Origin of the sequence: Pseudolysinimonas kribbensis, from assembly GCF_039531715.1 — a bacterium.
In the GTDB taxonomy this organism is placed as follows: Bacteria; Actinomycetota; Actinomycetes; order Actinomycetales; family Microbacteriaceae; genus Pseudolysinimonas; species Pseudolysinimonas kribbensis.
Window position 1 is genome coordinate 832,202 of sequence record NZ_BAAAQO010000004.1, and the last position, 18,783, is coordinate 850,984.

At 71.7% G+C, this 18,783-nt stretch carries 18 protein-coding genes; 9 read left to right on the top strand and 9 right to left on the bottom strand.

What is annotated here, in order from left to right; genetic code table 11:
• Positions 1 to 25 precede the first annotated feature (25 nt).
• Positions 26 to 1,384: a DNA recombination protein RmuC gene (locus ABD285_RS14720; protein ID WP_284254870.1), complete on the top strand. Its 1,359-nt coding sequence runs from the start codon at positions 26 to 28 to the stop codon at positions 1,382 to 1,384.
• 6 nt (positions 1,385 to 1,390) lie between these two features.
• Here ABD285_RS14720 and ABD285_RS14725 read toward each other — a convergent pair whose 3' ends face one another.
• The 4 genes from ABD285_RS14725 to glpX all read right to left on the bottom strand — a co-directional run bounded on the left by ABD285_RS14725 (position 1,391) and on the right by glpX (position 6,975).
• Positions 1,391 to 3,394, bottom strand: coding sequence for an ABC transporter ATP-binding protein (locus ABD285_RS14725; RefSeq protein WP_284255722.1), 2,004 nt, complete (start codon positions 3,392 to 3,394; stop codon positions 1,391 to 1,393).
• Positions 3,395 to 3,492: 98 nt separating this feature from the next.
• Positions 3,493 to 5,226 (bottom strand): ABC transporter ATP-binding protein, encoded by a 1,734-nt coding sequence (locus tag ABD285_RS14730; RefSeq protein ID WP_284254869.1) that lies wholly within the window; start codon positions 5,224 to 5,226, stop codon positions 3,493 to 3,495.
• A gap of 2 nt (positions 5,227 to 5,228) precedes the next feature.
• Positions 5,229 to 5,849, bottom strand: a complete 621-nt coding sequence (locus tag ABD285_RS14735) for a TetR/AcrR family transcriptional regulator (RefSeq protein WP_284254868.1) — start codon at positions 5,847 to 5,849, stop codon at positions 5,229 to 5,231.
• Between the two features lie 130 nt (positions 5,850 to 5,979).
• Positions 5,980 to 6,975, bottom strand: a complete 996-nt coding sequence (gene glpX, locus ABD285_RS14740; RefSeq protein WP_344203205.1) for a class II fructose-bisphosphatase — start codon at positions 6,973 to 6,975, stop codon at positions 5,980 to 5,982.
• 119 nt (positions 6,976 to 7,094) lie between these two features.
• Here glpX and fbaA point away from each other — a divergent pair, with 119 nt between their 5' ends.
• Positions 7,095 to 8,129, top strand: a complete 1,035-nt coding sequence (gene fbaA / locus ABD285_RS14745) for a class II fructose-bisphosphate aldolase (protein ID WP_284254867.1) — start codon at positions 7,095 to 7,097, stop codon at positions 8,127 to 8,129.
• Positions 8,130 to 8,131: 2 nt separating this feature from the next.
• Here the strand turns inward: fbaA and ABD285_RS14750 are convergent, their stop codons facing one another.
• From ABD285_RS14750 to ABD285_RS14765, 4 genes are read right to left on the bottom strand one after another with little or no spacing between them, the layout of a single operon-like run.
• Positions 8,132 to 9,268 (bottom strand): hypothetical protein, encoded by a 1,137-nt coding sequence (locus ABD285_RS14750; protein ID WP_284254866.1) that lies wholly within the window; start codon positions 9,266 to 9,268, stop codon positions 8,132 to 8,134.
• Positions 9,265 to 10,500 (bottom strand): sensor histidine kinase, encoded by a 1,236-nt coding sequence (locus ABD285_RS14755; RefSeq protein ID WP_344203208.1) that lies wholly within the window; start codon positions 10,498 to 10,500, stop codon positions 9,265 to 9,267. Before ABD285_RS14755 ends, ABD285_RS14750 begins: the two co-directional genes overlap by 4 nt.
• 33 nt (positions 10,501 to 10,533) lie before the next feature.
• Positions 10,534 to 11,112, bottom strand: a complete 579-nt coding sequence (locus ABD285_RS14760) for a DUF6264 family protein (protein WP_344203210.1) — start codon at positions 11,110 to 11,112, stop codon at positions 10,534 to 10,536.
• Positions 11,109 to 12,170, bottom strand: a complete 1,062-nt coding sequence (locus ABD285_RS14765; RefSeq protein ID WP_284255721.1) for a 4-hydroxy-3-methylbut-2-enyl diphosphate reductase — start codon at positions 12,168 to 12,170, stop codon at positions 11,109 to 11,111. The genes ABD285_RS14760 and ABD285_RS14765 overlap by 4 nt, the downstream gene beginning before the upstream one ends.
• A 132-nt stretch (positions 12,171 to 12,302) precedes the next feature.
• Here ABD285_RS14765 and ABD285_RS14770 point away from each other — a divergent pair, with 132 nt between their 5' ends.
• From ABD285_RS14770 to ABD285_RS14800, 7 genes are read left to right on the top strand one after another with little or no spacing between them, the layout of a single operon-like run.
• Positions 12,303 to 13,379: a DNA glycosylase AlkZ-like family protein gene (locus ABD285_RS14770; RefSeq protein ID WP_344203212.1), complete on the top strand. Its 1,077-nt coding sequence runs from the start codon at positions 12,303 to 12,305 to the stop codon at positions 13,377 to 13,379.
• Between the two features lie 5 nt (positions 13,380 to 13,384).
• The gene (gene xseA / locus ABD285_RS14775) at positions 13,385 to 14,653 is read left to right on the top strand and encodes an exodeoxyribonuclease VII large subunit (protein ID WP_344203214.1); all 1,269 of its coding nucleotides are present in this window, start codon (positions 13,385 to 13,387) and stop codon (positions 14,651 to 14,653) included.
• A 10-nt stretch (positions 14,654 to 14,663) separates the two neighbouring features.
• Entirely contained in the window at positions 14,664 to 14,924 is a 261-nt protein-coding gene (locus ABD285_RS14780; RefSeq protein ID WP_284254860.1) for an exodeoxyribonuclease VII small subunit, read from the top strand.
• Positions 14,921 to 15,568, top strand: a complete 648-nt coding sequence (locus tag ABD285_RS14785; protein WP_284254859.1) for a DUF4245 domain-containing protein — start codon at positions 14,921 to 14,923, stop codon at positions 15,566 to 15,568. The genes ABD285_RS14780 and ABD285_RS14785 overlap by 4 nt, the downstream gene beginning before the upstream one ends.
• The gene (locus ABD285_RS14790) at positions 15,565 to 16,194 is read left to right on the top strand and encodes a carbonic anhydrase (RefSeq protein ID WP_284254858.1); all 630 of its coding nucleotides are present in this window, start codon (positions 15,565 to 15,567) and stop codon (positions 16,192 to 16,194) included. The genes ABD285_RS14785 and ABD285_RS14790 overlap by 4 nt, the downstream gene beginning before the upstream one ends.
• A gap of 24 nt (positions 16,195 to 16,218) precedes the next feature.
• Complete coding sequence (locus tag ABD285_RS14795; RefSeq protein WP_284254857.1) at positions 16,219 to 17,631, top strand: class II fumarate hydratase; 1,413 nt, start codon at positions 16,219 to 16,221, stop codon at positions 17,629 to 17,631.
• A complete protein-coding gene (locus ABD285_RS14800) occupies positions 17,631 to 18,203 on the top strand; it encodes a DUF4232 domain-containing protein (RefSeq protein ID WP_344203217.1) in 573 nt (190 codons plus the stop codon). The genes ABD285_RS14795 and ABD285_RS14800 overlap by 1 nt, the downstream gene beginning before the upstream one ends.
• On the opposite strand, the gene ABD285_RS14805 is transcribed toward ABD285_RS14800, so the two are convergent.
• Positions 18,193 to 18,726: a prepilin peptidase gene (locus ABD285_RS14805; RefSeq protein WP_284254856.1), complete on the bottom strand. Its 534-nt coding sequence runs from the start codon at positions 18,724 to 18,726 to the stop codon at positions 18,193 to 18,195. The genes ABD285_RS14800 and ABD285_RS14805 overlap by 11 nt on opposite strands.
• Between the last annotated feature and the right edge of the window lie 57 nt (positions 18,727 to 18,783).

Sequence of the window (18,783 nt, forward strand, 5' to 3'; positions counted from 1 at the left end):
CCGCGGCCCTTGCGACACTGACGGCATGGACGTGGTCTGGCTTCTCATCGGTCTCGTGGTCGGCATCGCGCTCGGCGGCGTGATCGGCGCGCTCGTGATGCGCTCCCGGCGGGAGGCCACGGCATCCGGAGCGGACCCCGCCGTGCTCGAGGCGCGGCACCAGGTCGCCCTCGCCGAGGCCCGGCAGGAGCTCGGCACCCGCCTTGCGGCCGCCACCGCCGGGCTCGACGAGCTGCGGGAGCGGCTCGCCGACGCGCAGAGCCAGTACCGCGAGCTGGTCGAGCGCACGCGCGAGGAGGCCGAGCGGCGTGCGGCCGCCGAACGCGAGGAGAGCCGGGTGCTGCAGGCCCTCGCCCCGGTGAAGGAGTCGCTGACCTCGATGCAGTCGAAGGTCGCCGAGCTCGAGACCCAGCGCACGCAGCAGCACACGGAGCTGAGCGAGCAGCTGCGCGCCGCGCAGGCGTCGGAGGAGCGGCTGCGTTCGACCGCCGAGTCGCTGAACGCCGCGCTGCGGAACAACTCGACCCGCGGCGTCTGGGGCGAGACGCAGCTGCGTGCGGTCGTGGAGGCCGCCGGCATGCTCGAGAACGTCAACTTCGACGTGCAGACCAGCATCCGGGTCGAGGAGCGCACGGCCCGGCCCGACATGATCGTGCACCTCCCCGGCGGCAAGAGCATCGCCGTCGACGCGAAGGTGCCGTTCACCTCCTACCTGGAGGCGGCCGCGATCCCGGCGACCGCCGAGCCCGGCGAGCTCGCCCGGCGCGACGCGCTGCTCAAGCAGCACGTCAAGGTCGTGCGCGACCACATCTCGGCGCTCGGCGCCCGCAGCTACTGGGACGGCCTCGACTCGAGCCCGGAGCTCGTCGTCGCCTTCATCCCGAGCGAGTCGCTGCTCTCCGCCGCGGTGGAGGCAGACCCGTCGATCATGGAGTTCGCGTTCGCCAAGAACGTCGTGCTCGGCTCGCCGGTGAACCTGTACCTGCTGCTGAAGACCGTGGCGGTCAGCTGGCGGCACGAGGTCGTGACGCAGGAGGCGCGGGCGCTGTTCGACGTGAGCCGCGAGCTGTACGGCCGCCTCACCAAGCTGGCCGAGCACGTCGACAAGCTGGGCCGCTCGATCGAGCGCAGCGTCAAGGACTACAACAGCTTCGTCGGTTCGCTCGAGCGTCAGGTGCTGCCGAGCGCGCGCCGGCTGAGCCAGCTCGACGAGGCGAAGGTGCTGCCGCCGCTCGGCGAGATCGAGGAGGACACCCGGCAGATCTCGGCGTCGGATCTGACTCAGGAGCTCGCGGCGCTCGACGCGCTCGATGGCGTCGGTCGCCCCGAGCTCGACCTCGGGCTGCCGCACGACGGGTCCGCGGAGGATCGCCGCACCGCCTGAGCGGGTCTACGGCGCCTCGAGGTCGCCCGACTCCGCTGCCTCCTCGAGCCCCTCGCGCACGATCTGCCCGGCGGTCGGCGGGCCGGCGGGAGCTCCGACGAGCGCGGGCACGGGAGCCTGCTCCTCGGCATCCACCGGTGCTGCGAACTGCGCCTCGTAGAGCCGCGCGTACGCGCCGCCCGCGGCGAGCAGCTCGTCGTGCGTGCCCTGCTCGACGATGGCGCCCGCCTCCATGACCAGGATGAGGTCGGCATCCCGGATCGTGGAGAGCCGGTGCGCGATCACGAAGCTGGTCCTGTCCTTGCGCAGCTCGCTCATCGCCCGTTGCACGAGCAGCTCGGTGCGGGTGTCGACCGAGCTGGTCGCCTCATCCAGGATCAGCACGCTCGGCTTGGCGATGAACGCGCGCGCGATCGTGATGAGCTGCTTCTCGCCCGCCGAGACGTTGCCGCCCTCGTCGTCGAGCACCGTGTCGTAGCCGTCGGGCAGCGAGTGCACGAAGCGGTCGACGTAGGCGGCCTCGGCCGCGGCGGTGATCTCGTCGTCGGTGGCACCGGGCTTGCCGTATGCGATGTTCTCCCGGATCGTGCCCTGGAAGAGCCAGGTGTCCTGCAGCACCATGCCGGTGCGTGCGCGCAGGTCGGCCCGGGTCATCGCCGAGGTGTCGACCCCGTCGACCGTGATCCGGCCGCCGTCGAGCTCGTAGAAGCGCATGATGAGATTCACGAGCGTCGTCTTGCCCGCACCGGTCGGGCCGACGACCGCGATCGTGTGCCCCGGCTCGGCCACGAGCGACAGGTCGTCGATGAGCGGCTTCTCCGGCTCGTAGCGGAAGGCGACGTGGTCGAACTCGAGCCGGCCGGTGCGCCCCGCGGGGCTCTGCGCGGGCTCCGGGTCGGGCACCTCCTCGTCGGCGTCGAGCAGCTCGAAAACGCGCTCGGCGCTCGCGACCCCGGACTGCAGCAGGTTGGCCATCGACCCGAGCTGCGCGAGCGGCTGGGTGAACTGCCGGGTGTACTGGATGAAGGCCTGCACGTCGCCGATCTTCATCGAGCCGCTCGCGACGAGAAGCCCGCCGATGACCGCGATCGCGACGTAGATCAGGTTGCCGACGAACATCGTGGCCGGCATGATCAGCCCGCTCACGAACTGACCGCCGAAGCTCGCCCCGTACAGCTCCTGGTTCTTCTGCGCGAAGCGCTCCTCGACCTCCTTGTGACGGCCGAACACCTTGACCAGCGCGTGGCCGGTGTAGCCCTCCTCGATCTGCGCGTTGAGGGCGCCGGTGTGCGCCCACTGGGCCACGAACTGCTTCTGCGCGCGCTTGCCGATCATGGCCGTGATCCCGATCGTGAGCGGGACCGTGATGAGCGCGATGAGCGCGAGCAGCCACGAGATCGTGAACATCATCACGAGCACGCCGATGACGGTCAGCACCGAGATGACGAGCTGGCTGATCGTCTGCTGCAGCGACTGCGAGATGTTGTCGATGTCGTTGGTGACGCGGCTGAGCAGCTCGCCGCGCGGCGTGCGGTCGAAGTAGGTCAGGGGCAGGCGGTGCACCTTGGCCTCCACATCGCGCCGGAGCCGGTACACGGTGCGCTGCGTGACCCCGTTCAGCAGGTAGCCCTGCAGCCAGCTGAAGACGCTCGAGGCGACGTAGAGCACGAGCACGATGCCGAGCGTCATCTCGAGCGCCGGGAAGTCGATCCCGTGGCCCGGGTGGATGCCCGCGCCCCGTAGCACGCCGGCGATCTGGTCGCCGTACTTCTGCCGCGCCGCTTCGACCGCCTGATCCACGGTCATGCCCGCCGGCAGCTTCTTCGACAGGAAGCCGCTGAAGATGATGTTGGTCGCGTTGCCGAGGATCTTCGGCCCCAGCACGCTCAGCACGACGCTCACGACGCCGAGCAGCACGACGCCGGTCAGCCACCCGCGCTCGGACTTCAACCGCCCGAACAGGCGCTTCACCGACGGCCCGAAGTTCTGCGCCTTCTCGCCGCTGCCCATGCCGCCGAAGGGGCCGCCGCCGATCGGACGGCGTGCGCCGGCCGCCTGGAAGCCCTGGGTCTTCTTCTGCTGGGGAGCCGCGGCTCCCGTCCCCGCGCTCACGCGGCCTCCTCGATCGAGAGCTGGCTGGCGACGATCTCCGCGTACTCCTCGGAGGAGTGCAGGAGCTCGTCGTGGGTTCCGATGCCGACGATGCGGCCGTGCTCGAGCACGACGATCTGGTCGGCGTCGAGGATCGTCGACACGCGCTGCGCGACCACGATCCGGGTGGCGTCGCCCACCTCACGGTCGAGCGCGGCACGCAGCCGGGCATCGGTCGCGGTGTCGAGTGCCGAGAACGAGTCGTCGAAGACGTAGATCTCGGGCCGCTTCACGAGCGCCCGGGCGATCGCGATCCGCTGTCGCTGGCCGCCCGAGACGTTGGTGCCGCCCTGCGCGATCGGCGCCTGCAGCTGCTCCGGCATCGCGCGCACGAACTCGGCGCCCTGCGCGATCTCGAGCGCCTCCCAGAGCTCGTCGTCGGTGGCATCCGGATTGCCGTAGCGCAGGTTCGATGCGACCGTGCCCGAGAACAGGTAGGCCTTCTGCGGGATGAGCCCGATCCGGCTCCACAGCAGGTCCGGCTCGATGTCGCGCACGTCCTCGCCGTCGACGAGCACCTCTCCCGCCGTGGCGTCGAAAAGGCGGGGCAGCAGGTTGACGAGGGTCGACTTGCCCGACCCCGTCGAGCCGATGATCGCGGTGACGGTGCCGGGCCGCGCGGTGAACGAGATCGCGTGCAGCACCGGCTGGTCGGCGCCGGGGTAGGAGAAGCCGGCGGCGCGCAGCTCGACCTGGCCGTGCATGCGCAGCGTCGTGACCGGCGCCTGCGGCGGACGCACGCTCGGCTCGGTCTCGAGCACCTCGCCGATGCGATCGGCCGAGACGGAGGCGCGCGGCAGGATCACGGCCATGAAGGTCGCCATCATGACGGCCATCAGGATCTGCGCGAGGTAGAGCAGGAACGCCGTGAGCGATCCCACCTCGAGGTCGCCGTCGTCCACGCGCACCGCGCCGAACCAGAGCACGGCGACGCTCGAGAGGTTGAGCACGAGCATCACGAACGGGAACATGAGCGCGAACAGCCGACCGGCCTTGAGCGCCGTCTCGGTCACCGCGGCGTTCGCGTCATCGAAGCGCGCGACCTCGACCGGCTCGCGCACGAAGGCGCGCACCACCCGGATGCCGGTGAGCTGCTCGCGCAGCACCCGGTTCACCGCGTCGATGCGCTTCTGCATCTTGCGGAACTGGGGCACCATCCGGGTGATGATCAGGCCCACCCCGATGAGCAGCGCGGGCACGGCGACGACGATGATCCACGACAGCGTCGCGTCCTCGTTGACGGCCGCGATGATCCCGCCGATCGAGAGGATGGGCGCCGAGACGAGCAGGGTGCACGTCATCAGCACGAGCATCTGCACCTGCTGCACGTCGTTGGTCGTGCGGGTGATGAGCGACGGGGCGCCGAACTTGGCGACCTCGCGCTCCGAGAACTCGCCGACGCGGTGGAAGATCGCCCCGCGCAGGTCGCGGCCGAACGACATCGCGGTGCGGGCGCCGAAGTACACCGCCATGATCGAGCAGGCCGCCTGGCCGAGCGTGATGAGCAGCATGAGCAGGCCGCGGCCGAGGATGTAGCCGGCGTCGCCCTTCGCCACGCCGTTGTTGATGATGTCGCCGTTGATGTTCGGCAGGAGCAGCGATGCGATCGACTGCAGCACCTGGAACACGACGACGCCGAGCAGCAGCAGCCAGTACGGCCGCAGAAAGCGCGTGAGGATCTTGCGCAGCATGGTCAGCCTTTCGTGCGGGGAGGGTTCGTGCGGGGAGGGACGGGGAGGACTCCCCGGAGGATGAGGTCGGAGAGCTCGTCGGTCGTGAAGGCGTGCGGGCCCGTGAAGGCGGGGATCGCGTTGCCGAAGGCGACGAGGCGCACGAAGAATGCGAACGTCTCCTTCGACACGGCGAGCTCGCCTGGCCGGAAGATCTGGTCGATGAGGCCGTACCAGGCGCTGTTGCGCACGTCCTCGCCGTTCGGCGGCTGCGGCGGCTCGATCGCCATCGCCGACATGAAGCCGACGACGCCCTGGAACCGCTCCAGGAACGTCGAGACGAACTGCCGCACCTTGTCCTCGGTCGGGTCGTCGGGATCGATGCCGCGCAGTCGGTTGCGGAACGGCTCCGGGTCGAAGTACCGCTCGATCGCGGCGGCGATGAGGCTCTCCTTGTCGCCGAAGGCCCGGAACAGGGTACCTTCGGCGATGCCCGCGGCCTCGGCCATCTGCCGCGTCGACACAGTGCGGCCCTGCTCCTTGAGGAGCGGGATGACGGCGTCGAGGATCGCAGCTCGGCGCTCTTCCGGGGCCAACGGCCGGGCGCGTTCGCGCGCCACGACGAAGCCGGTGGGAAGGGTCACCGGGCTACCGTAGTGAGTGAGCACTCACTCAGTCAAGCGCCTCCGCCTCGAAGCCTCCTCCACTGGCCAAAAACGCCCTGTGCGCGCGGAGCGCACTGGGCGTTTTTGGCCAGTGGGAGTGCGGGCGGCGTCAGTCGAGCCACTTCGAGGCGAGGTGATCGGCCGCGATGCGACGGATCGTGCCGGACTTCGCCCGCAGCACGATGCTCTCGGTGCGGATGATCGGGCCCTTGCGCTGCACGCCGCGCACGAGCATCCCGTCGGTCACGCCGGTCGCCACGAAGAACGTGTTGTCGCTCGTGACAAGCTCATCGGCCTCGTAGACGTGGTCGAACTTGAGTCCGGCATCGAGCCCCTTCTGCCGCTCCTCGTCGGTCTTCGGCGCGAGCACCGTCTGGATCAGCCCCCCGAGCGCCTTGATCGCGCACGCCGTGGCGACCCCCTCGGGGCTCCCGCCCGTGCCGACGCACATGTCGAGGCGCCCCTCGTAGCTGGCCGAGTTGATCCCGCCGGCGACGTCGCCGTCGAGCATCAGCCGGGTGCCCGCTCCGGCCGCCCGGATGTCGGCGATCAGCTGCTCGTGACGCGGGCGATCGAGCACCCCGATGAGCATCTCCCCCACCTCCTTGCCCTTCGCCTTCGCGAGCGCGCGGATGTTCTCCCCCACCGGCTTGCGGATGTCGACGACCCCGATGCCCTCCGGTCCGGTGACGATCTTGCGCATGTAGAACACCGTGTGCGCGTCGAGCATCGAACCGCGATCGGAGGCCGCGATCATCGAGATCGCGTTCTGGCGTCCCGCCGCCGTGAGCGAGGTGCCGTCGATCGGGTCGACGGCGATGTCGGTCGCCGGCCCGTGCCCCGTGCCGACGTGCTCGCCGTTGAACAGCATGGGCGCCTTGTCCTTCTCGCCCTCGCCGATCACGATCACGCCGTCGAACTCGACCGTGGCCAGGAACGTGCGCATCGCGTTGACCGCCGCGCCGTCGGCACCGTTCTTGTCGCCGCGGCCGATGAACGGGACGGCCCGGATGGCGGCCGCCTCCGTCGCGCGCACCAGCTCGAGAGCCAGGTTGCGGTCGGGGTTCTGGAAGTGCGTCGCCGCACCGGTGTCGGACGAGGCCATCTCGGCATCCTGTCGATCGTGAGGGAACGGGAGCTGCGACGAGGTGGCGTTCGCGCGCGATCAGCCTATCGAGCGTCCTCGGTAGAATCGCGGGGTTCCCCTCTGGCCCAAGGAGTGTCATGCCTGTCGCAACGCCCGAGCAGTACGCCGAGATGCTCGATACCGCGAAGAAGTCGGGATTCGCCTTCCCCGCCGTCAACGTCTCGTCGTCGCAGACGATCAACGCCGCCCTGCAGGGGCTGGCCGAGGCCGGGTCGGACGGGATCATCCAGGTGTCGACCGGGGGCGCGGACTACTTCGCCGGCCAGACGGTGAAGGCCCGTGCCACCGGCGCGCTCGCCTTCGCGAAGTTCGCGACCGAGGTCGCCAAGAACTACCCGATCACGGTCGCCCTGCACACCGACCACTGCCCCAAGGACGCGCTGCCCGGGTTCGTCGAACCGCTCATCGCGGCCTCCGAGGAGGAGGTCAAGGCCGGGCGCAACCCGATCTTCCAGTCGCACATGTGGGACGGCTCGGCCGTGCCGCTCGCCGAGAACATCGAGATCGCGACCCGGCTGCTGCCGCGCATGAAGGCGATCCACGCCATTCTCGAGGTCGAGATCGGCGTGGTCGGCGGGGAGGAGGACGGTGTCAAGCACGAGGGCACCAACGAGGCCCTCTACACGACCACGGGCGACGTGATCCAGGCCGTCGAGGCCCTCGGCCTCGGCGAGAACGGGCGGTACATCGCGGCCCTCACGTTCGGCAACGTGCACGGCGTCTACAAGCCGGGCAACGTCAAGCTGCGACCCGGGCTGCTGGGCGAGATCCAGCGCGGCGTCGCCGAGCGTTTCGGCACCGCCGAGAAGCCGCTCGACCTGGTCTTCCACGGCGGATCGGGGTCATCGGATGCCGAGATCGCCGAGGCCGTCGCGAACGGCGTCATCAAGATGAACATCGACACCGACACGCAGTACGCGTTCACGCGATCGATCGTCGGCACGATGTTCACCAACTACGACGGCGTGCTCAAGGTGGATGGCGAGGTCGGCAACAAGAAGATCTACGACCCGCGCGCGTGGGGCAAGATCGCCGAGACCGCGATGGCCGCGCGCGTCATCGAGGCGACGCGGCAGCTCGGCTCGGCGGGGCACTCGATCAGCGCGACGTAGCCTCATTCCGGCGGCACCTCGAAACGAAGGTGGCGCACGTCGTCCCAGCGCAGTCCGCGCACCGCCGTGTCCAGCGTCAGGTAGTAGGGCGACAGGTGCATGATGCGCCGGCCTTCGGGCAGGTCGACATCCAGGCTCACCGCCACCGCGGTGGCGCCGTCGGGCTGCCCGCGCAGCTCGACGAGCACCGATCCGGCGTCGGCGCCGGGCGTCTCGAGGATCGCACGCAGCAGCCCGCGCAACGCCGTGCGCTGCGCCGGACGCATCCGGTTCGCCCGTCGCTCCGGGTCGACCACGACGATCGGTTCGGTCTCGGCGACCGAGTCGAGCCAGCTGAGGTTCGAGCGGGCGACGAGGTCGTCGCGCAGCTGGCGGGCGAGTTGCCCGGCGAGTCCGCGATCCCGCAGGGTGACCTCTCCCGTCTCGGCGACGCCCTCCAGGAAGGGGACGACCCGCGCACTCAGCTCGGCGAGCCGGCGACGCTCGGCGCGTTCGACATCCTCGCTGCGGGCCGCGTCGAGCGAGACGAGCAACTGCGAGCGCCGCTCGAGCATCGGCACCATCCGGTGCACCACGACCGCCGAGAAGGTCGCGGCGCCGGCCACGCCCAGCAGCTGCGGTCCCGCGATCATGAGCGCGATCGACACCGGACCCCACAGCGGCACCTGCGGCGCGATCGCGAGATAGGCGAACGGGGTGCCCACGATCGTCGCACCGAGACCGAGCGCGAGGATGCGGCGCACGGAGAGGTAGGGCGCGAGCGACGCGATGACCATCGCGACCCCGATCGGCGCCCACCACGTCTCGATCGTGAACCGCGCCCCGACATATCCGAGAGCCGAGAGCACGAGCCCCGACGCGGCGATGAGCATCGCGATCACCCCCGCGGCCCAGCCGATCTGCGGTCGCATCGGACGGGTCGCCAGGTGCACGAAGAGGCACGCGGCCGCGCAGATGCCCGCCGCGACGAACTGGGCCCCGGGATGCCGCACGTCGGGCAGGGTGATGGCCCCCATCACGGACCCATAGGCGAGCACCAGCAGCCCGAGCACCAGCGGGACGAACGGACCGGAGACCCAGCTGAGCGGGTCGACCTGCTGGGCGGAGAGGGTGCCGCGGGGGCGTTCGAGCAGCGTCATCGCACGTCCCCTCGGTGCGACGACTCCGGCTGCGGCGAGAGCACGGCCTCGATCGGGATGGTCAGCAGCACCGAGGTGCCCTCCCCCGGCGCCGACCAGACGCGGGCCGTGCCGCCGACCGCCGCCAGGCGGTGCTCGACCGACATCCGCAGGCCCAGCCGGTCGGGCGGCACCTCACCGGGGTCGAACCCGTGCCCCTGGTCGGTCACCATGACGGTGAGCGCGTCGGGGCCCTCCACCAGCTCGAGCTCGGCGACCGTGGCGCCCGCGTGCCGCAGCACGTTCTCGAAGCACGCGCGCACGCTCGCGACCAGCGCCCGCGCCGCCTCGGGGCGGAACCGGTAGACGCCCATCGTCGATCCGGTGACCTGCACCGTCAGGCCCCGCCACTGGAATTCGCTCACGAGCACCGACAGCTCGTTGCGCAGGCCGGCATCCTGCCGGTCGACCGACGGCAGACTCTCGCCGGCCGAGAGCCACTCACCGCTGCGCAGCGCGGCGAGGTCGACGCGCAGCCGCTCGCGGGCTCGGGGATCCAGACGGTCGGGAGCGTTCATGACGATCGCGAGGTCGTTCAGCACCGTGTCGTGGACCATGGCGGTCGTGCGCCGGGCGAGGTCGTCGCCCAGCGCCATCCGGCGCGTCTCGCGTTCGAGCTCGTCGAAGTTGGGCAGTCGGCGGCGCTGGGTCGCCTGGATCGCGCCGAACGTCGCGTAGCCGACGGCGGCGACCACGACGACCATCGTCGGCCCGAGACCCGGATCGAAGGGCACCTGCCCGAGGACCGCCACGGCGAGCGCGACGCCGCCGGCCACCGCGTAGCCGAGCAGGACCCACGCCATGCCGACCAGCGGCGAGGTCGCCGTGACGCCGACCGCGACGAGCGCCAGCGTCGGGCGGTTCAGCACGAAGAGCGCGTCCCGCAGGATGCCGGGGTCGCCGTGCAGCAACGCCAGCTCGTAAACGGTGCTAGCGACCGCGCCGAGGGCGAGGTACGTCAGCACCGTCCAGCGCCGTTGCCATCGCGCGACGAGCGCGATGCCCGCCAGCAGCACCGCGAGCATGACGAGCGGCAGCGGCAGCTCGTCGGCCCGGCCCCGGCGCACGAGGGTCTCGATGAGCATCGGCACCGTCACGACGATCGTGGTCGCGCCGATGGCCCAGCCCATCATGGCGATCGTGCCGGTGATGATGCCGCCGGCGATGTCGCGGGGCAGGACGCGCACCCTCATGCCGCCTCCGCTCCCCTGCGCCGAATGGGCTGCTCAGCCCCGATTCTGGGGCACATCGAAGCCCGTGGCGGCGCTCAACACGATCAGGCATGTGATCGAGGCGATCGAGAGCGCGACGACGCCGACGAGCAGCGGCACCCAGAACGCGGTCCGGCCGTGCCGCAGGCGCTGCATCGACCAGACGATCGCGACGACGAACAGCACCGCCCAGACGCCGACCAGGCCGTACCCGATGCCCTGCGCGGGCGCGGGCGCCCGGATGTCGTCCACGCCCGCGGAGCGAGCCGCTTCGGCGATCAGGCCGGGCATGTCGAGGAAGCTCACGATGCCGGCCACGACGTTGTACGCGCCGAAGGCGAGCAGCGCGATCGTGGCGATGCCGTCCCATCCGGCCGCGCGCGTGTGGCCGGGCGGAGGGGGGCCCGGGATCGCACGCCCGGTGGGCGGGGGCGGCGGGAGGGCCGGGGCGGGAGGGGCGGCATCCGGACCCCGGAGCGCGGCCACCTCCTCGGGCGTGGCGTACTCGCCGTACCGGGGCGCCTGCCGGCGGCGGCGCTCCGCCTCGGAATCCGGCGCGTGCGGGTCGGGCGCGGGGGCGGCGTCGGCACTCATGCGCGAACCCGCCCGCCGAGTGCACGCTCGTCCGCCGTGCCGCTCGTGTCGTGACGCAGCTCCTTCGGCAGCGAGAACATCAGGTCCTCCTCCGCGGTGCGGACCTCCTCGATGTCGCGGTAGCCGGCATCGGCGAGCTGCTCGAGCACCTCCTGCACGAGCACCTCCGGCACGCTCGCGCCGCTGGACACCCCGACCGTGCGCACGCCGTCGAGCCAGGCCTGCTGGATCTCGTCGGCGTAGTCGATGCGGTGCGCGGTCCTCGCGCCGCGCTCGAGCGCGACCTCGACGAGCCGGACGCTGTTGGAGCTGTTGGCCGAGCCGACGACGATGACGAGGTCGGCATCCGGCGCGACCTTCTTGATGGCGACCTGGCGGTTCTGGGTGGCGTAGCAGATGTCGTCGGAGGGCGGGTCCTGCAGGTGCGGGAAGCGCTCGCGCAGGCGCCGCACGGTCTCCATCGTCTCGTCCACGCTGAGCGTGGTCTGCGAGATCCAGACCAGGTTCTCGGGGTCGTCGACCTCGAGGAGGTCGACGTCGGCGGGCGAGTTCACGAGGATCGTGCGCTCGGGTGCCTGGCCCATCGTGCCCTCGACCTCCTCGTGGCCGGCGTGGCCGATGAGCAGGATCTGGCGGCCCTGCCCGGCGAACCGGGTCGCCTCCCGGTGCACCTTGGTCACGAGCGGGCAGGTGGCGTCGATCGCCTGCAGGCCGCGGGCCGCGGCGCCGGCGACGACGGCGGGGCTCACGCCGTGCGCGCTGAACACGAGGTGCGCGCCCTCCGGCACCTCGTCGACCTCGTCGACGAAGATCGCGCCGCGCTGCTCGAGCTCGCTCACGACGTGGACGTTGTGGACGATCTGCTTGCGCACGTAGACCGGCTCGCCGAAGTGCTCGAGCGCCTTCTCGACGGCGACGACCGCGCGGTCGACCCCGGCGCAGTATCCGCGCGGCGCGGCGAGCAGCACGCGCTTGGCGCCGGCGACGGGTTCGTCGCGCAGTCGCCCGCGCGCGGGACGCACGCGCGGCGAGGCAATCGGGAGGACCCCGTTGGTGATGCCGGACACCCCTGAATTCTACGGAGGCGCCCCGTGCCCGGGCTGGGCGGCGCGAATGACCACTTTGTGCAGCTCGCCTCGACGCAGAGTGGTCAAAATCGGTCAGTCGGGCGTCCCGTCTAGGGTGCGAACGTGAGGTTGGACCGGGAGACGGCGCGGCGGATCGCGGTGCGCGCGGCGGGGCTCGACGAGCATCGGCCCCCGGATGCCGTGGCCATGGTGCGCGAGCTGGTCTCGCTGCGGGTCGAGCTCACCTCGATCCTGTGCCCGTCGGCCGACCACATCGCCTACACGCGGCTCGGTCCGTCGCACCGGCCGGTGCACCTGGAGCGCGCCCTCACCGACGGCCGCCTGTTCGAGCGCGGCTGGCTGCTGCATCCCATGGAGGACCTGCCGCTGTTCCTCGCCGGGATGCGCACCTGGCTCGACCGCGACGGCGGGCGGCGCTGGGTCGACGCGAACGCGGCGTTCCGGCAGGGCATCCTGGACCGGATCGCCGACGAGGGTCCGCTGACGTCGCGCGAGATCCCCGACGAGGCGATCGTGCCGTGGGAGTCCAGCGGCTGGACCCAGGACCGCAACGTCACCACGATGCTCGACATCATGCACATGACCGGCGATCTCGCCGTGGTGGGCCGGGTCGGGCGGTTCCGCGTGTGGGACCTCGCCGAGCGCGTCTACCCCGCGGACGCGGTCGAGGTGCCGTGGGACGAGGCGCGCCGCCGCCGGGCCGAGCAGGTGCTGCGGGCGAGCGGCGTCATCCGGGACAGCGTCACGAGCGCGCCGGGCGAGCTGCACACGATGCCCACCGTCGGCGAGCCGGTGGAGATCGAGGGCGTGCCCGGACGGTGGCGCGTGGATGCCGAGGCCCTCGCGAGCGCTCACGAGCCGTTCGCGGGGCGCACCGCGATCCTCTCCCCCTTCGACCGGCTGGTCTTCGACCGCACCCGCGCGGAGGCGCTGTGGGGATTCGAGTACGGCGTCGACATGTACAAGCCGGCGTCCCGGCGGCGCTGGGGTCCCTTCGCGCTCGCGGTGCTGCACGAGGAGCGGCTCGTGGGCAAGGTCGACGCGCGGGCCGACCGGGCATCCGGCGAGTTCGTCGTGAACGCCGTGCACGAGGACGAGCCCTTCACCGCGTCGATGACCGAGGCCGTCCACGACGAGCTCGATGGGTTCGCCGCGTGGCTCGGGCTGCGGATAGCGTGACCGGGATGAGCGACAGCACGACCTCCGGCGCGGCACCGGCCGACGGTTCCGTCCCCGCGACGCCGGAGGCGCCGTGGCCGGTCAGCGTGCTCGCCGGCAAGCTCAAGGGCTACATCGACCGGCTCGGCACGGTCTGGGTCGAGGGCGAGCTCACGCAGTGGGGCGAGCGCGCGGGGAACGTCTACGCGAAGCTCCGCGACCTCGAGCAGGACGTCACGCTCGACCTGCGGATCTGGTCGTCGACGCGGGCGCGCTTCACGGAGGAGTTCCGGCAGGGCGACCGGGTGGTCGCGCTCGTCAAGCCCGACTACTGGCTCAAGGGCGGCACGCTGTCGATGCAGGTGTACCAGCTGCGCCACCTCGGCCTCGGCGACATGCTCGAGCGCCTCGAGCGCCTGCGCCGGCAGCTCGCCGAGGAGGGGCTGTTCGATCCGGATCGCAAGGTGCGGCTGCCCTTCCTGCCCGGCTGCATCGGTCTCATCACGGGCAAGGACTCCGACGCCGAGAAGGACGTCGTGCGCAACGCGCAGCTGCGCTGGCCGGAGGTGCGCTTCCGGCTCCGGTACGCGGCCGTGCAGGGAGACCGGGCGGCCGCCGACGTCGCGGCGGGCATCCGGGAGCTGGATGCCGATCCCCAGGTCGACGTCATCATCGTCGCCCGCGGCGGCGGCGACTTCCAGAACCTGCTGCCGTTCAGCGACGACACCCTGCTGCGCACCGCGGCCGCCTGCGTCACCCCGCTCGTGAGCGCGATCGGGCACGAGGCCGACCGGCCGCTGCTCGACGAGATCGCGGATCTGCGCGCCTCGACCCCCACCGACGCCGCCAAGCGGGTGGTGCCGGACGTCGCGGAGGAGCTCGCCCGCGTGCAGCAGGCGCGCGCCCGGATCACCGGTCGCGTCACCGCCCTCGTGACCGGGGAGATCGACCGGATCGCCGTCATCCGGAGCCGGCCGGCGCTCGCCGACTCGGGCTGGCTGGTCGACGCCCGCGCCGAGGAGCTCACGCGGTGGATCGCGCGCGGCTCCGAGCTCATGGACCACTGCGTCGACCGGCACGAGCGGAGAGTCGGCGAGCTGCGCGGTCAGCTACGCGCGCTCTCGCCGCGGCGCACCCTGGAGCGCGGGTACGCCATCGCGCACCGGGCGGACGGTCGCATCCTGCGCTCGGCGACGGATGCCGCGACCGGCGATGCGCTCCTCCTCACCCTGGCCGACGGCGAGGTGTCCACGACGGTCAGCGCCCCCGGCGCCTCGTCAGGGGCCCGCGGTTAGACTGACGGCCGTGTCCGACACCGCCCCGACCGACGTCGCCGACCTCAGCTACGAGCAGGCGCGCGACGAGCTCGTGCGGGTCGTGACCGACCTCGAGCAGGGCTCGGCGACCCTCGAGGAGTCGCTCGCGCTGTGGGAGCGCGGCGAGGCGCTCGCCCGCCGGTGCGAGGAGTGGCTGCTCGGCGCGAAGCAGCGGCTCGACGCCGCGCGCACGGCGGCCGCGAGCGGCGGCTCGGGCGGCGATCAGGGCCTGCCGGGCACCGACTCGTGAGCCCCCGGTTCCGCGCGACCGACGAGCAGGGGCGGCCGATCGTCGCCGAGCTCGGTCGTCCGGAGACGCCGGAGGAGCTCGCCGATCGCCGCGCCGACTCGAGCCGGCGGCATCGGGCGAACCAGACCCTCATCAACCTCGTGATCGCCATCGGCGCGTCGCTCGCGGTCGTCGTGGTGCTCGTGCTCGTCGTCGTGCGGCCCGGCCCGGGCGCCGACGCCAACCGGGTCGACTACCCGCAGACCGCCGCGCAGGCGCAGTCCGCCGTCTCGACGCCGCTGACCGCGCCGGTGCTGCCCGCGAAATGGTGGGCGAACCGCGCGGAGCTCGACCAGCCGAGCGATCAGGTCGCCAGCTGGCAGATCGGCCTCATCAGCCCGGCATCACGCTACGTCGGCGTCGTGCAGGGCATCGACGCCGACGCCACCTGGACGGCCGACCAGGTCGGCAAGCTGCAACCGACCGGGTCGCACCGGTACGGCGGCCTGAGCTGGCGCGTCTACGACCACCGCGAGGCGGGCGGCGACGTCGACTATGCGCTCGTGGCGGCATCCGGCCGCTCGACCATCGTGCTCACCGGGTCGACCGCGACCGACGCCGAGTTCGCGACCGTCGCGACGGCCATCGGAAAGGACCTGACATGACCCCACCCGCGATGACCCCGACGCAGGCCTGGGCGGAGATGGTCAGCGGCAACGAACGGTTCATCGGCGGGGCACCACGGCATCCCCGCCAGGACGTGGAGCGGCGCGAGGAGCTCGCCCTGGGGCAGGCGCCGCACGCGGTGCTCTTCGGATGCAGCGACTCACGGCTCGCCGCGGAGATCATCTTCGACCGCGGGCTCGGCGATCTCTTCGTCGTGCGCAACGCCGGGCAGGTCGTCTCCAGCTCGGTGCTCGGCTCGATCGAGTACGGGGTCGAGGTGCTGAACGCGCCCCTGCTGGTGGTGCTCGGGCACGACTCGTGCGGTGCGGTCGCGGCAGCCATCGACCAGGCGGAGCCGGACGCGGCGCCGCTGCCGCCGCACATCCGGGATCTGATCGCCCCGATCGCGCCGGCCGTCGCGGCGACGCCCATCGTCGAGGGCCATCGCGACCCGGCCGAGGTCGGCAGAGCGCACCTGCGCGACACCGTCAGCGAGCTGCTGGCCGAGTCCGAGCTCATCTCCGACGCCGTCGCCGCCGGTAGGTTGGGGATCGTCGGCGCGAACTACCGCCTCCTCGAAGGCCGCGTGGTCCCCGACGTCCTCCTCGGCCTCACGTCCGACTGACGACCCGACTTCGAAAGGCGATCCGTGGCCACGACCGCGTCCTCCGACAGCACCGAGTACCGCATCGAGCACGACACCATGGGTGAGGTGCGGGTGCCCGCCGCCGCCCTGTACGGCGCGCAGACGCAGCGCGCGGTCGAGAACTTCCCGATCTCCGGCGTCGGCCTCGAGCCGAGCCAGATCATCGCCCTCGCCCGCATCAAGCGCGCGGCGGCGCTGACCAACAAGCAGATCGGCATCCTGCCGGCCGAGATCGCCGACGCGATCGTCGCGGCCGCCGACGAGGTGATCGCCGGATCGCATCACGAGCACTTCCCCATCGACACGTTCCAGACCGGGTCGGGCACGAGTTCGAACATGAACATGAACGAGGTGCTCGCCACCCTGGCGACGCGCTCGCTCGGCTCGCCCGTGCACCCCAATGACCACGTCAACATGTCGCAGTCGTCGAACGACGTCTTCCCGACGTCGGTGCACGTCGCCGTCACGGGCGCCCTCACCCATGACCTCGTGCCGGCGCTGGACCGGCTCGCGATCGCACTGGAGAAGAAGGCGGGAGAGTGGGCCGGCGTCGTCAAATCGGGCCGCACCCACCTCATGGATGCCACCCCCGTGACCCTCGGGCAGGAGTTCGGCGGCTACGCGCGACAGGTGCGCCTCGCGATCGAGCGCATCGAGGCGGCATTGCCCCGCGTGGCCGAGGTGCCGCTCGGCGGAACCGCGACCGGCACGGGCATCAACACGCCGACGGGGTTCTCCGAGCGGGTCATCCAGATCCTCGCCGAGTCGACCGGCCTGCCGATCACCGAGGCGCGCGACCACTTCGAGGCGCAGGGAGCGCGCGACGGCCTCGTCGAGGCGTCGGGCGCCCTGCGCGTGCTCGCCGTGTCGCTCATCAAGATCTGCAACGACATCCGGTGGATGGGCTCGGGCCCCAACACCGGGCTCAACGAGATCCACATCCCCGACCTGCAGCCGGGCTCCTCGATCATGCCGGGCAAGGTCAACCCGGTCATCCCCGAGGCGACGATCATGGTCGCCACCCGTGTCATGGGCAACGACGCCACGATCGCCTGGGCGGGAGCCTCCGGCAACTTCGAACTCAACGTGGCCATCCCGGTCATGGGCACGGCGCTGCTCGAGTCGATCCGGCTGCTCGCGAACGCGACGCGGCTGCTGGCCGACACGACCGTCGACGGCCTCGTGGCCAACGTGGATCGCGACCGCGCGCTGGCGGAGTCGTCGCCGTCGATCGTCACGCCGCTGAACAAGCTCATCGGGTACGAGAACGCCGCCAAGATCGCCAAGCACGCCGTCGCGACCGGCCGCACGATCCGCGAGGCCACCATCGATCTCGGTTTCGTCGAGCGCGGCGAGCTGACCACCGAGCAGCTGGATGCGGCGCTCGACGTGCTGTCGATGACCCACCCGAGCTGATGACGCACCGCGCCGTCCTCGCAGCGACCGTGATCGCGGCGGCCCTGCTGCTGGCGGCCTGCACCGCAGCACCGACCCCGACGTCGACACCCGTGCACACGCCGACCGCGTCGCCGACGCCGACCCTGGCGGCATCCGCCTGCACGTGGACGGGCGTGCGCGAGCCGGTCGACGGGGGCACCCTCGGCCAGTTCGCGGTCGCGCTCACGAACACGAGCACCGGCACCTGTCTTCTGAACGGAGCCCCCGCGGCCTCGCTGACCGGCGGTCGGCGCGGCACCGAGGGCGTCGCGGCCGGCACCTCGAGCAAGTTCCCGGCCGGTCCCGTCGTCGTGCCCGCCGGAGCGACCGCGTACGCGCCGGTCGTGCTGTCGACCACCACCGACGGCGGGATCACCGGCCACTGCACCGACTCGAAGCACACGACGCTGCAGGTGACGCCCGCGGGCTCACCGTCGACGATCGCGCTGGACGTCTCGCTGCTGCACCCCTGCGCGCCGCAGCCGGGGTTCGGATGGGCGGTCTACCCCGTGCAGTCGACGATGCCGACCGTGGACGCCTTCAGCGGCTGACGAGAAGGCTCGCCGCCAGCGCGACGACGTAGCCGGCGAGCAGGAACGGTCCGAACGGGATCCGTGCGCCGCGTCCGTGGCGAACCAGCACCACGGCGCTCACGACGCCGCCCAGCAGGAACGCGGCGAGGGGCGCGAGAACCGCGATGGTCAGCGTCGGCGAGGCGAGACCGAGCACGGCGACGAGCTTGACGTCGCCGAGCCCCATGCCGCCCCCCAGCGCGAGCCCGAGGAACACGACCGTCAGGATCGCCGCCGCGAGGATCGGCCCCCAGGGCACCACGCGCGTCGCGCACCCCTGGATCACGATCGCGACCGCGCCGACCGCGATGCCCGGCAGCGTCATCCGGTCGGGCAGGCGCCGGTGCACGAGATCGAACCGGGCCAGCTCGGGCGCCGTCGCGGCCAGATACAGGCCGGGCAGTGTCGCCGCGGCGGGGCCGATCGCGACGACCGCGAGCACCGCCAGGGCGAGTGCCAGGGGCAGCTGCCATCCCAGGGCACGGGCGTCGGGGGTCGGCACAGCGGGAGGGTAGCGCGGCCGCGTCGGGCGCCGCGGAGACGATCCCCCGGCGGGCCC

Bases quoted from the DNA above. Each gene is read 5' to 3' on its own strand.
- ABD285_RS14720 (WP_284254870.1), top strand. From the start codon at position 26: ATGGACGTGGTCTGGCTTCTCATCGGTCTCGTGGTCGGCATCGCGCTC.
- ABD285_RS14725 (WP_284255722.1), bottom strand. From the start codon at position 3,394: ATGGGCAGCGGCGAGAAGGCGCAGAACTTCGGGCCGTCGGTGAAGCGC.
- ABD285_RS14730 (WP_284254869.1), bottom strand. From the start codon at position 5,226: ATGCTGCGCAAGATCCTCACGCGCTTTCTGCGGCCGTACTGGCTGCTG.
- glpX (WP_344203205.1), bottom strand. From the start codon at position 6,975: ATGGCCTCGTCCGACACCGGTGCGGCGACGCACTTCCAGAACCCCGAC.
- fbaA (WP_284254867.1), top strand. From the start codon at position 7,095: ATGCCTGTCGCAACGCCCGAGCAGTACGCCGAGATGCTCGATACCGCG.
- ABD285_RS14750 (WP_284254866.1), bottom strand. From the start codon at position 9,268: ATGACGCTGCTCGAACGCCCCCGCGGCACCCTCTCCGCCCAGCAGGTC.
- ABD285_RS14755 (WP_344203208.1), bottom strand. From the start codon at position 10,500: ATGAGGGTGCGCGTCCTGCCCCGCGACATCGCCGGCGGCATCATCACC.
- ABD285_RS14760 (WP_344203210.1), bottom strand. From the start codon at position 11,112: ATGAGTGCCGACGCCGCCCCCGCGCCCGACCCGCACGCGCCGGATTCC.
- xseA (WP_344203214.1), top strand. From the start codon at position 13,385: ATGAGCGACAGCACGACCTCCGGCGCGGCACCGGCCGACGGTTCCGTC.
- ABD285_RS14790 (WP_284254858.1), top strand. From the start codon at position 15,565: ATGACCCCACCCGCGATGACCCCGACGCAGGCCTGGGCGGAGATGGTC.
- ABD285_RS14800 (WP_344203217.1), top strand. From the start codon at position 17,631: ATGACGCACCGCGCCGTCCTCGCAGCGACCGTGATCGCGGCGGCCCTG.